Here is a 12,103-nt window from a genome sequence, read left to right on the forward strand (position 1 = left end):
CGACCGCCGCACCCCTCCCGCCCACGACCGCCGGCGCCGCGGCCACTGCCGGCGCCCCGGTCGGCGAGCTGGACTGGCCGCAGGCCCGGGCGGTGGCGCGCCGGGCGGGCGCCACGCCGCTGCCCGCCGTCACCCGCGAGCTCGCCGACGCGCTCGGCCGCACCCTGGCCGAACCGCTGGCCGCGCTCACCGACCTGCCGGCCTTCGACACCTCCGCGATGGACGGCTGGGCGGTCTCCGGGCCCGGGCCCTGGCGGCTGTCGGGCCGGGTGCTGGCCGGCCGGACCCCGCCGCCGCTCGCGGACGGCTGGGCCACCGCCATCGCCACCGGCGCGCAGCTGCCGCCGGGCGCCACCGCCGTGCTGCGCCGCGAGCACGGCCGGCTCGAGCCGACCGGCATCCCCAGCAGCGAGGGCACGCTGCACCCGGCGGTCGCCGGCGGTCCGGTCCCCGGCCAGGACGTCCGGCCGCGCGGGCAGGAGTGCCGGCGGGGCGAGCAGCTGCTGGCGGCCGGGACCCCGGTCGGCGCCGCCGTCCTGGGGCTCGCCGCGGCCTGCGGCTACGACCGGCTGACCGTGCGCCGCGCGCCCACCGTGGAGCTGCTGGTGCTCGGCGACGAGCTGCAGCAGGCGGGACTGCCCGGTCCGGGGCTGGTGCGCGACGCGCTGGGGCCGCTGCTCCAGCCGTGGCTGACCGCGGCCGGGGCGCAGCTGCTGGGCCGGCGCACCCTGCGGGACGACTTCGGGCTGCTCCGGGACGCCCTGCGCTCCTCGCCGGCCGAGGTGGTGGTGACCACCGGCGCCACCGCGGCCGGCCCGGTCGACTTCCTGCACGCGGCGCTGGCGGAGTGCGGCGGGCGGCTGCTGGTGGACGGGGTGGCGGTGCGCCCCGGCCACCCGATGCTGCTGGCCGTGCTGCCGCCGCTCGCCGCGGGCGGGTCGCCGCGCCACCTGGTGGGCCTGCCCGGCAATCCGCTGGCCGCGGTGGCCGGGGCCCTCACGCTGGCGCTGCCGCTGCTGGACGCGCTGTCCGGGCGCCCGGCGGGCCGTGCCCGGTTCGCCCGGGCCGGCGCCGCCCTGCGCGGCCACTCCCGCGACACCCGGCTGCTGCCGGTGCGGCTGGGTGAGCAGGGGCCGGTGCCGCTGGCGTTCGACGGCCCGGCGATGCTGCGCGGGCTGGCGCTGGCGGACGCGCTGGCCGTCGTGCCGCCCGGCGGTCTGCGGGTGGGCGAGCGGGTCGAGCTGCTGGACGCCCCCACCGGGCGCTGAGCGGGCCGCGGCGACACGCGTCGTGGCGGCGCCGCCCGGATCCCGGTGGGCCGCATGCTGGAGCGCATGACCGCTGACCCGCCCTGGTGGCCGCCGCGCCGCCGTTCCCCGGCCGCCCGCCGCGCCGAGGCCGACAGCGACGCCGACGGCCGGATCGTGCTGCCGGTGCGGCGCAGCGCGCCGCCGCTGCGCCAGGTCGGCCTGCGGATCGCGGTGGCGCTGGCGGTCCTGCTGGCGACCACGCTGATCGTCTGGCTGGACCGGGCCGGCTACCGCGACACCGTCGGCGACGGCGTCAGCCTGCTGGACGCCGCGTACTACGCCACCGTCACCCTCTCCACCACCGGCTACGGCGACATCACCCCGGTCAGCGACGGCGCGCGGCTGGTCAACATCCTGGTGATCACCCCGTTGCGGGTGGTCTTCCTGATCATCCTGGTCGGCACCACGCTGGAGGTGCTGGCCGAGCGGACCCGCCGGCAGTGGCGGATCGAACGCTGGAGGGCAGCCGTGCGCGAGCACGCCGTGATCGTCGGCTACGGCACCAAGGGCCGCAGCGCCGTGCAGACGCTGCTGGGGCAGGGGGTGGCCAGGGAGTCGATCGTGGTGGTCGACCCGCAGCGCCGGGTGATCGAGCAGGCCACCCAGGACGGACTGGTCGGCGTGGTCGGCGACGCGACCCGTACCGAGACCCTGGTCCGGGCCGAACTGGCCAGGGCCGCCTGGGTGGTGGTGGCCCCCGAGCGGGACGACACCGCCGTCCTGGTGACCCTGACGGTACGTCAGCTCAACAAGGGGGCCACCGTGGTCGCCGCGGTCCGCGAGGACGAGAACGCCCCGCTGCTGCGGCAGAGCGGGGCGGACGTGGTGGTGACCAGCTCCAGTTCGGCCGGCCGGCTGCTGGGGATGTCGATGCTCAGCCCGCACGCCGGCGCCGTGATGGAGGACCTGCTGACCTACGGGCAGGGGCTGGACGTGGTCGAACGCCCGGTCACCGGCGCCGAGTCCGGGCGCAGCCCGCGCGAGTGCGCGGACCTGGTGGTCGCGGTGTTGCGCGGCCGGCGGCTGCTGAACTTCGCCGAACCGGAGGCCGCCGTCCTCCAGGCGACCGACCGGGTGATCACCATCCAGCGCTCGGAGCCGGGCCCCGAGGGCGCCGGCCCGGGCGGCCGCGGGGTCGCGCCGCGGCGCCGCTGACCGGGCGCGGCAGGACGCGTGCCGCTCAGCCGCCCTGCGTCACTTGGCGATCTCCGCGCGCACGGCGGCGGTGACCCGCTCGGCCCGGGCGGCGATCTCGTCCACCCGCGCGGTCTCCGCCAGCAGGCCGCTGCGCACCCGCTCGTCGCGGATGCCGGTGAGGTTGATCTCGACGTTGACCCGTGCGGTGGTGGCCGCGGCGCTGGCGGCCTCGGCGGCCGCCGCGATGTCGGTGACCACGTTCGGGTTGCCGATGGGGAGCAGCGCCTCGGCGAGCTCGACCGCGTCCAGCGCCGCCGTGATCACCTCGGCGGGCGGCCGGGCGGCCCCGGTCAGCGCCTCGGCGATCACCGCCGAGCGCGCGGCCCGCTCCGGCTCGCTCGCCCTGGGCAGCGCGTAGGCCCTGGTCACGGCGGTGAACGCGGCCGCGTCGCTCTCGGCCAGGGTCAGCGCCCGGCCGCGCAGCGCGTCGCTCTCGCGCAGGATCCGGTCCACCACCTCCTGGTGCGCGGCGTACTTCTCACCGGTGCTGTACCGGGCCACCATGCCCAGCAGCGCCGCCGCCTGCGCGGCGTGCAGGGCCGCGGACGCGCCGCCGCCGGGGGCGGGGACGCGGTCGGCCAGGCGGTCCAGGAATTCGCTGATCGTCTCGTCGCGCACGGCGGCTCTTCCCTCGGAGGTTCGGTACCCGCATACTCCCATATCTGACGGACCGTCAGTTCCGCTGGTCCGTACCGGGACGGGCCTGTCCGCGCAGTGTGCCAAGCCTCCCTACGGTGTGGTGAACGCTGGTGAACCAGCAGGGAGTTGGTTCGTGTCAGGGTGCCGCCGCGGTGGCCGGCGGGATCCGCGCCAGGTCGACGGCCAGTCCGTTCAGCCAGTGCTCCAGGTCCACCAGCAGCGGCAGGGCGGCGGCGTCGGCCGCGGGCGGGGCGTCCGGGACCAGCGTGGTGCGCGGGCCGGGCCGGGCCCGCAGCCAGGCGTCGTCGGAGCGGGCGTCGCCGGAGGTGTGGCAGAGGGCGGCGGCGCGGGCGGCGGCGTCGGGAACGGGGGCCGTGGGACCCGGGTCGGTGCTGATCCACCGGGCGAGCCGCTCGCACTCGGCGGCCAGTGCCCCGGCCGACCGCAGCACCCGGGCCGCGGTCGCCGGATCGCTGGGCCGCGGCGTGCGGTGCTGGTCGTCGAGCAGTTCCTGGGCGCCCAGCAGGGTGTGCTGCGAGACGATCAGCGCGGCCTGCCAGTCGATCCGCCCGGCCAGCCGGCTGCCCGGCTCGTTCTGGTACTGCGCGTAGGACGACTGGGCCAGCCAGAGCGCGTGCACCCCGGGGCCGATCGCGGGCGGGCGCCGCTCGGCGGGCGGTGCCAGCAGCGCGGCCGCGGTCTCTTTGATCACCGGACCGCAGGCGCGCAGCAGCGCCGCCACGTCGCGGCGCACCTCGCTGCGGGCCCCGCGCGGCCAGGCCAGCAGCCCGCAGGCCAGACCGATCACGCTGCCGGTGGCCACGTCCAGGAACCGGGTCTGCGCGAGCTGCCAGGTCGCCGGGGCCAGCTGGGCGAAGGCGGTGGCGACCACCAGCGTGAACAGGCCCTGTCCCCAGGCCAGACCCAGCAGCGGGCCGTAGGTGAAGGCCACCAGCATCAGCGGCACCAGCACCACGGCGTAGGCGGTGGTGTGCCGGCCGGCCGCCAGCAGCAGCACGGCGGCCGCCAGCGCGCCGAGCAGCGTGCCCAGCAGCGCCTGGCGCACCGCCTGCCAGGTGTGCAGCACGGTGGTGCGGGTCAGGGCCAGCACGGCGAGCAGCACCCAGAAGCCGTGCGCGAGGTTGAAGACGCCGGCGGTCAGCCGGGCGGCGGACAGGCCCAGGGTGGTGCGCACGGCGTTCTGGAAGTAGACCGAGCGCGGGGTCAGGTGACCGCGCAGGCGGTGCCACCACAGCCCGGGCAGCGTGGCGCGGGCGAACCAGTACAGCTCCGCCGGGTGCAGCGGCGCCGCCCGGCGGCCGTCCACCACGATCCGCAGCGAGGACTTGAGCACCTGCGCCGGCGCGGCGGCCGCCAGCACCCCGGACTCGCGGCGCAGCGCCCGGACGGTGGGCCGGTCCGCGCCGCCCTGCCGGGCCCGCTCGATCCGCTCGGCCTGGAAGGCGTGGATCGCCTCGCCCATCGCGGTGACCGGTGGTGCCGGGCCGCCGCGCAGGGTCGCCACGCAGTCCGCGCAGGCCCCCGCGATCCGTCGCAGCAGGGCGCTGGAGGTCTCGTCCGGCCCGGGGCCGTCCGGCGCGCCGCAGATCACCTGCAGCTGCGCCAGCTGGGCCAGTAACTCGCGCGCCGCGCCGCCGGCCTGGGCGAGCGCGCGGGCGGTGCGGCCCGGTCCGGCCGGGCGTTCGGCCGGCGGCAGCCGGGAGGGGCGCAGCCGATCCCCGAAGGCCCGCAGGGCCTGCTCGCCCGGGTCGGGAACGCCGCCGGCGCCGGCGGGGTGGGCGAGCCGGTCGGCGGCCTGGCCGGCGGCCTCCACCGCCTCGGCGAGCAGGGCGCGGTAGGTCGGGCCGGCCTGCAGCGGCAGCAGCAGGACTTCGGCGGCGGCCAGCCCGAGGATGCCGATCGCCAGTCCGGCCAGCCGGGCGCCCAGCTCCTGCGGCGCGTACGGCGGGAACGAGGGCAGGATGTAGAGCAGTTGCAGGCCGGGCGCGGCCCCGGCCGGCCGGCTGCCGGCCAGCGGCGCGAGCGCCAGCAGGAAGCCGACCACCACCATGCCGGCCACCGCGGTCACGGTCAGCCGGGCCAGCGCGGTGCCGGTGGCGGTGAGCGCCAGGGCGATCGGCAGCGCGGCCACCGTCGCGCCGGCGCGCTGCCGACCGGAGCCGGGGATCTGCGCGAGGGCGCCCAGCGGCACCGCGCCGATCAGCGCGTAGAGGGCCAGCACCGGCTGGTGCAGGCCGTAGCGGCCGAGGTAGAAGCCGCCGGCCGCGGCCGCGGTGACCTGCGCCGCGCGCCGCGCGGCCAGGTTCCGGGCCCGCCTGCGCCGGTCGGGTCCGTCGGGCCGCGCCGACCCGGACACCGGGCCTCAGCCCGCCGGACCGCGACGGCGCGGCGCGCGGCCGGGCGCGGCGGGTGGTGGCCCGCCGCGGGCCCGCAGTCGCCGCCGGTCAGGCCTCATCCGGCCTCAGCAGCCCTCGTCTGGTCCCAACCGGACTCATCGCCGACTCCTCCCGCCGTCCAGGACGCGGCACCGCGCGCTGCGGCGCGGTGCGGCCCGTCCTGTTCCATTCTCCGTACCGCTGCCCGACGCGCAGCCCGGGACCGCGGCCCGGGACCGCGGCCCGAGCGCCGGCCCGCGGTCCGGTCAGGCCTTCCGGGGGAGGGTCCAGGCGGGGGAGTCGGCCGCGGGGAGCGGTCGGACCTGCCAGGTGGAGCGGTCGGCGTCCTCGTCCCAGAAGTCGACGTCGCCGTAGTACATCCCGTAGGCCCAGTACTCGGCCGACTCGTGGCACACCAGGTCGGGGTAGGGGTCGAACTCCATCGAGCCCCAGGACTGGTTGAGCCGTGCCACCGCCTCGGCCCGGTCGATCGCGAAGAGCGCCTGCATCTCGTCGGCGATCTCCGAGAAGAACCCCTGCATCTCCTCGTCGGCCGCCATGATGAATTCTCCGGCCACTGACTACCTCACAACTGATCGATTGAACAGGTCGGTGCTGCCCGGCCCGTAGATGGCGAGCTGGTGCCCGCTGAGCTTCATCGGGATCCGCGGATCCCGCAGGGAGGGCATGTTCAGCAGCATCTTGCCCTCGACGAAGTCGTGGCCGTGCATCTGGGAGCCGTTGCGGTCCGCACGGTGCTTGCGGATGAAGTCCTCCAGTGCCTGGTCCTCGCCGGGCCCGAACCGGCGGCCGCCGATCGCGTCGAGCTCGTCCTTGGGCACCCTGAAGTGCACCACCGCCGGATCCTCGCCGCGCCGCTCACCCAGCTTCTTGGCCCACTGCTCGGCCTGCCGCCGGTCGTTGGTGACGTAGAAGCCGCCGTGCCCGAAGTCCATCGGGCGGGGTTTGAACTTCGGGTCGATGCCGTTGCCGATGATGCTGTCCGCGCCCGGCCTGGTGGTGCCGTGGTAGAAGTCCAGCATGTTGGAGTCGAGCCCCAACGGGTCCGATCCGGTGAGCGGATTGCGCACGTAGCCGTACGGATCGTCCGCCGGCGCGAGCCCCAGCGGGTCGGCGCTGAGGTAGCGCGCCTCGCGCGGGTCGTAGTAGCGCAGCAGGTTGTAGTGCAGGCCGGTCTCGCGGTCCAGGTACTGACCCGGGAAGCGCAGCGGGCAGTCGTCCGCGCCCGGCGCCGGTTCGGGCGGGGCCACCGCGTCCTGGCCCCAGACGGTGCCGCGCCGGCTCCAGGAGACGGCGCCCTGCTGGTCGACCAGTTCGGTGGGCGCGCCGGCGAGGTCGGTGACGATCGCGTGGAAGCGGCGGCCGACCTCGTCCTCGGTCAGCTGGGTGAGCGGGCGCTGGCCGCCGACGCTCCAGTCCCAGGTGGTGGTCCGCCCGCGGGCCGCGCCGGGCCCGGTGTACCGCTCCTCGGCGAGGTGGGCGCCGTCCCAGACGAAGCTGCTCTCCTCGATGACGCCCGTGCCGTCCGCGGTGAGGTGCCGCTTGGCGATGCGCCGGCCGAGCGGGTCGTAGCCGTAGCGCCAGAGCGTGCCGTCCGGCACCACGACCTCGGTCAGCTGGTCCTGGCCGTCCCAGCGGTACTCCCAGGTCAGCCGCCCGCCGGAGAGCAGCCGGCGGGTGCGCCGGACCACCCGGCCCTGGCCGTCGTGGTCGTAGGAGGTCCGTCCGCTGGTGCGCGGCAGGCCGCGCTCGTCGAGGGTGCCCTCCGGTGAGGTGCGCACCCGGCCCAGGCGGTCGTAGGCGTACCTCTCGGACCAGTCGGCGCCGGTCACCGCCGTGATCCGGGCCCGCTGGTCGAGCTGGTAGGCGAGCGGACCGTGGGTCGCGTCGTCGCCGGTCACGGGGGCGCCGTCGGCGCGGTAGCCGAAGGAGCGTTCCAGTACCTGCTCCCCGCCGGTGGCCAGGCGCAGCCCGACCAGCCGGTCCAGCGCGTCCCAGCCGTAGCGGAGCTCGGCCGCACCGAAGCGGCGGGCGCTCTCGCGCCCGGCCCGGTCGTACTCCAGGTCCAGCGTGCCGGCGGTGGTGCCGAGGCCGGTGGGCCGGCCCGCCGCGTCGTAGGTCCAGCGGCTCTCCACACCGGCGGGGGTGCGGCGCAGGATCCGCCGGCCCGTCGGGTCGTAAGCGTGGGTCAGTTCGGCGCCGTCGCGTTCCTCGGACAGCGTCCGGCCGGCGGCGTCGTAGCGGTAGCGCAGCGTCGCGCGGCCGTCGGCGGCCTCCAGCAGCCGGCCGGCGGGGTCGTAGCCGAACCGGGTGGTCCCCTCCTCGGTCACCAGCTCGACGGTGCGCCCGCGCGGGTCCCTGAGGTAACTGACGCTCTGCCCGGCACCGTTGGTCCGGGTGATCAGCTGCCCGGCCAGGTCCCGGTCGTAGCGCAGGGTGCGGCCGGTGAAGTCGGTCTCCGCGAGCAGCGAGCCGACCGCGTCGTAGCGGTAGGTCCACCGGGCGCCGGCCGGATTGGTGACGGCCACCAGCTGCAGCTGGGTGTCGTAGGCGAAGGTGTAGCGGGCGCCGTCGGCCTCGGTGCGCGCGGCCAGCCGCCCGAAGTAGGTGTACTCGTAGCGGGTCGTGGCGCCGTGCTGGTCCCGGTGCTCGATCAGGTTGCCGTCGGCGTCGTGCGTCCACTCCTGGCGGGCGCCGTCCGGATCGACCTGCCAGGCCGGGCGGCCCTCGAGGGTCCAGCCGTAGCGGGTGACGGCGCCCAGCGGGTCGGTGAGGGTGGTGACCCGGCCGAAGGCGTCGCGGGTGCACCGGCTGACCGCGCCCAGGGGGTCGGTGACGCTGCTGACCAGGCCGGCGGCGTCGGTGGTCACCTCGGTCCTGGCGCCGAGCGGGTCCGTGACGGACCGCGGCTCGCCCCGGTCGCCGTGGGTGTAGCCGGTGCGGGCGCCGAGCGGATCCACCTTCTGCGCCAGGTTGCCGCGCTCGTCGTAGCCGTACTGCCAGCGGGCGCCGTCCGGCGCGACGAGCTCCACCACCCGGTGCCGGTCGTCGTGGACGGCGGTCTCGGTGCTGCCGTCGGGCAGCGTGGTGCGCGACAGGTTGCCGTCGGCGTCGTAGTCGAAGCCGGTGACGGCTCCCAGCGGGTCGGTGCGCGTGAGCAGCCGGCCGTAGCGGTCCCAGACGGTCGTGGCCGTGGCGCCGGTGGGGGCGGACTCGCTGAGCGGGCGACCGTACTCGTCGAGCTGGAAGACGGTCGTGTGGCCGAGCGAGTCGGTGACGGTGGTGCGGTGCTGCTCGGGGTCGTAGGAGAAGACCGCGTCCAGGAAGCCGCCGTCGCCGCGGGTCTGCACGCAGCGGCCGGCGCGGTCGTACAGGTAGCGGTAGTGGTGGCCGGCGCGGTTGGTCCAGCTGGTGATCCGGGCGGCCTCGTCGTAGCCGAAGCGGAACGGCAGGCCGCTGGAGTCGGTGACGGCGTCGAGGTTGCCGTTGCCGTCGTAGCCGAAGGCCACCAGCGGGAGTTCACCCTCGGCGGTGAGCAGGCTCAGAGCGGTGACCCGAGGTCCCGTGGTGGCGACCGCCACCCGGTAGCCGCCGCTGTGGCGCACCTCGTAGGGGGCGCCGGCGGAGTCGTGCAGGACCTCGATCCGGTTCCCGTTCCGGTCGGTCACCGCCGTCAGGGGGAGCTGCAGCGCGCCCGCCTCCCGGGCGTGCGGGCCGGGCCCGCCGGGCAGCGCGGCGAAGTGCCAACTCGTCCCGCCGTGCGGGTCGGTGATCAGCATAGCGCCGCCCGAGCGGCCGTCCCAGCGCAGCGGCCAGCGCGGGCCCTCGACGGGCTCGGTCTCCTCGCCCGGCTGCGGGACCGGATAGGTCAGCAGCATCCCGTCCTCGGTGGCGAAGACCACGCCCTGCTCGTCGATCTCGAGGCGCTGATCGAGCGTCGAGGCCCAGGAGCGGCCGAACCAGCCGCCGCACCGGTAGGAGGACAGGTGCGTGCGGGAGAGCGCCAGCGGGAGCACGCCGGGCAGCGCGACGTCGGTGGCCGAGAGCACCATGTCCCCCGACGCGACGTCGACCGGGTCGCTCCTGGTGGTGCGGCTGCGCGCCGGGGTGGCGGTCTTCTTCGGGTCGACCGCGTCCTCGCGCAGCTTGGGCGGCGTCGGCCGGGGAGTGCCGGACGGGCCGGGCCTGGGCGGGCCGGGCCTCGGGGGGCCGGGCCTGGGCGGGCCGGGCTTGGGTACGGCTTGGCTGGGCCGCTTGAGCCCGTCGAGGTGTTCGGCGGCCTCGGCCTCCTTCTTCGCCGTGTTCTTGGCGACCGCACCGGCGCCGTGCTCGGTCTCCTTGAGCACGCCGTGGTAGGCATCGGCCAGATCGGTGGCCAGGGCCTTGCCCGACTTCTTGGCGACGTCCTGCAGGGCGTGTGCGACTTGCTTGGTCATGTGAAGTCCAACCCCGCGATGTTGCCGGAAAAGGTCTGTGCGTGGCCCTTGACGGCCTCCGCGTGCTGGGCGAAGACCTTGGCGTGGGCGTCCAGTTCCTCCGGGTGGATCCGGAAGCCGTCGCCGGTCCCGGTCCCCGAGACGCCGAGCATGTCCTCCAGCGCCGAGTAGGTCATCCCGGCCACCGCCTTCTCGATCACCCCGAGCAGCGGCGTGAGGGCCGCCTCGACCACCTGGGCGATGATGTACTGCACCAACTGCTGCTGGAGGAAGTCGACGGCCGCCTCGGCCCCCTTGATGACCAGCGCCACGGCGGCCTCGGCCAGGCCCAGGGTGGCCACGGCGGCGGCCTGGTCGGCGGCGAAGGCGATCGCCATCGCCGTGAGTTCGGCGATGCACTCCAGCTTCATCGCGACGATGTAACCCGCGGCCGCGTCCAGGGCGGTGGCCAGCGCGTGGCAGGCGTTCAGCAGGTCGCTCATGTGCCCCTGCGACAGGTGGGCCCACTTGGAGACCAGCAGGTCGTACGAGTTCGCCTGGTAGGCGTCGCCCATGGCCTTGATGGTCTCGCCGGCCTGCTGGTGCGTGCCGTCGATGTTCGTTGCGAAGTCGCGCACGTGGGAGGCGAACTCCCGGACGTGGTCCTCGTTCACCTGGGGCCAGTTGACCCCGATGAACTGCAGGAAATCCACCACTTCGCCGGGCAGTTCGATCGCCAACGCGGGCCCCCGGTGTACTGCTGTCCACTGATGGCCGATCATCTTACAAGCAGGCCTGCCAGCGTCGATCCCGCGCTGCCCCGACAGTTGACGCCGCCTACCACCCGCCCACGCGGTGGGCGGGTAGCTTCGAGCCATGCACGCAATCACGATTCCCCAGCCGGGTGGACCCGAGGTCCTGACCTGGGCCAAGGTCGCCGATCCCGTCCCCGGTGAGGGCGAGGTGCTGGTCGAGGTGGCCGCCACCGCCGTCAACCGGGCCGACCTGCTGCAGCGTCAGGGCTTCTACCCGCCACCGCCCGGAACCTCCGAGTACCTGGGCCTGGAGTGCGCCGGCCGGATCGCCGCGCTCGGCCCGGGGGTCTCCGGCTGGGCGGTCGGCGACGAGGTCTGTGCGCTGCTGGCCGGCGGCGGCTACGCCGAACTGGTCGCGGTGCCGGTGGGTCAGCTGCTGCCGATCCCGCGCGGTCTGGGCCTGGTCGCCGCCGCGGCGCTGCCCGAGGTCGCCGCGACGGTCTGGTCGAACCTCTTCATGGTCGCGCACCTGCACCCGGGGGAGACGGTGCTGCTGCACGGGGGCGCGAGCGGGATCGGGACGATGGCGATCCAGTTGGCGAAGGCGGTGGGGGCGAAGGTGGTGGTCACCGCGGGCAGCGAGAAGAAGCTGGCCCGGTGCCGGGACCTGGGCGCGGACGTGCTGGTGAACTACCGCGACCAGGACTTCGTGGCGGCGGTGGCGGAGGCGACCGACGGGCACGGCGCGGACGTGATCCTGGACATCATGGGGGCCAAGTACCTGCAGCGGAACGTGGACGCCCTGGCGGTCGCCGGCCGCCTGGTGATCATCGGCCTGCAGGGCGGGGTGAAGGGCGAGGTGGACCTCTCGGTGCTGTTGCGCAAGCGCGCGGCGGTGGTGGCGACCTCGCTGCGCCCGCGTCCGCTGGCCGAGAAGGCGGCGATCGTGGCGGCGGTGCGCGAGCACGTCTGGCCGCTGGTCGAGTCGGGCGTGGTCAAGCCGGTCATCGACCGGGTCCTGCCGCTCGCGGAGGCCGCCGAGGCCCACCGGGCCCTGGAGGCGGGCGAGCAGGTCGGCAAGGTGGTCCTCCAGGCGTGAGGGGCCGGGTGCCGGGGTGGCGGGGTTCCCCGGGGGGCAGGGGCGGGGCGGCCCGGAGTGCTGGCGCGGGCGGTCTGTGTGACGCTGGTGCGGAGCTGTCCCGCCGCTGACGCCGCCCCTGGGGCCGTCGGCCGTCGGAAGGACCGTCGACCGTGGCCATGCCCTCGCTCCCGCCGCTCGCACCGCTCCGGTTCCGCTCGTCCCACCACCTCGGCACCGTTGCCGCCATCGCCGCCCTGCCGGATTCGACCGGCCGCGCGGACGTCGGGCG

The 12,103-nt window shown here is 75.8% G+C and carries 8 protein-coding genes; 3 read left to right on the plus strand and 5 right to left on the minus strand.

The features are described from left to right. Positions 1 to 1,268 (plus strand): molybdopterin molybdotransferase MoeA (locus tag ABD323_RS35610; RefSeq protein WP_425556273.1); only part of this gene is annotated, 1,268 nt, incomplete at its 5' end. Between the two features lie 66 nt (positions 1,269 to 1,334). Further along, complete coding sequence (locus ABD323_RS35615; protein WP_344446232.1) at positions 1,335 to 2,465, plus strand: potassium channel family protein; 1,131 nt, start codon at positions 1,335 to 1,337, stop codon at positions 2,463 to 2,465. Positions 2,466 to 2,504: 39 nt separating this feature from the next. On the opposite strand, the gene ABD323_RS35620 is transcribed toward ABD323_RS35615, so the two are convergent. The 5 genes from ABD323_RS35620 to ABD323_RS35640 form a co-directional block, all read right to left on the minus strand. Further along, positions 2,505 to 3,125: a cyclodeaminase/cyclohydrolase family protein gene (locus ABD323_RS35620; protein WP_344446233.1), complete on the minus strand. Its 621-nt coding sequence runs from the start codon at positions 3,123 to 3,125 to the stop codon at positions 2,505 to 2,507. 157 nt (positions 3,126 to 3,282) lie between these two features. Next, the gene (locus tag ABD323_RS35625; protein WP_344446234.1) at positions 3,283 to 5,523 is read right to left on the minus strand and encodes an FUSC family protein; all 2,241 of its coding nucleotides are present in this window, start codon (positions 5,521 to 5,523) and stop codon (positions 3,283 to 3,285) included. A gap of 285 nt (positions 5,524 to 5,808) precedes the next feature. Further along, entirely contained in the window at positions 5,809 to 6,102 is a 294-nt protein-coding gene (locus ABD323_RS35630; RefSeq protein ID WP_344446235.1) for a hypothetical protein, read from the minus strand. Positions 6,103 to 6,123: 21 nt separating this feature from the next. Beyond that, complete coding sequence (locus ABD323_RS35635; RefSeq protein WP_344446236.1) at positions 6,124 to 9,999, minus strand: DUF6531 domain-containing protein; 3,876 nt, start codon at positions 9,997 to 9,999, stop codon at positions 6,124 to 6,126. Continuing rightward, positions 9,996 to 10,760, minus strand: a complete 765-nt coding sequence (locus ABD323_RS35640; RefSeq protein WP_344446237.1) for a WXG100-like domain-containing protein — start codon at positions 10,758 to 10,760, stop codon at positions 9,996 to 9,998. The genes ABD323_RS35635 and ABD323_RS35640 overlap by 4 nt, the downstream gene beginning before the upstream one ends. 94 nt (positions 10,761 to 10,854) lie before the next feature. On the opposite strand from ABD323_RS35640, the gene ABD323_RS35645 reads away from it, so the two are divergent. After that, complete coding sequence (locus tag ABD323_RS35645) at positions 10,855 to 11,832, plus strand: NAD(P)H-quinone oxidoreductase (protein ID WP_344446238.1); 978 nt, start codon at positions 10,855 to 10,857, stop codon at positions 11,830 to 11,832. Positions 11,833 to 12,103: the final 271 nt, after the last annotated feature.

The sequence above is a fragment of the Kitasatospora nipponensis genome, assembly GCF_039528135.1.
In the GTDB taxonomy this organism is placed as follows: Bacteria; Actinomycetota; Actinomycetes; order Streptomycetales; family Streptomycetaceae; genus Kitasatospora; species Kitasatospora nipponensis.

Excerpts from the sequence above, each read along its gene's own strand:
- ABD323_RS35640 (WP_344446237.1), bottom strand. The coding sequence starts at position 10,760 with ATGATCGGCCATCAGTGGACAGCAGTACACCGGGGGCCCGCGTTGGCG.
- ABD323_RS35630 (WP_344446235.1), bottom strand. The coding sequence starts at position 6,102 with ATGGCGGCCGACGAGGAGATGCAGGGGTTCTTCTCGGAGATCGCCGAC.
- ABD323_RS35615 (WP_344446232.1), top strand. The coding sequence starts at position 1,335 with ATGACCGCTGACCCGCCCTGGTGGCCGCCGCGCCGCCGTTCCCCGGCC.
- ABD323_RS35635 (WP_344446236.1), bottom strand. The coding sequence starts at position 9,999 with ATGACCAAGCAAGTCGCACACGCCCTGCAGGACGTCGCCAAGAAGTCG.
- ABD323_RS35645 (WP_344446238.1), top strand. The coding sequence starts at position 10,855 with ATGCACGCAATCACGATTCCCCAGCCGGGTGGACCCGAGGTCCTGACC.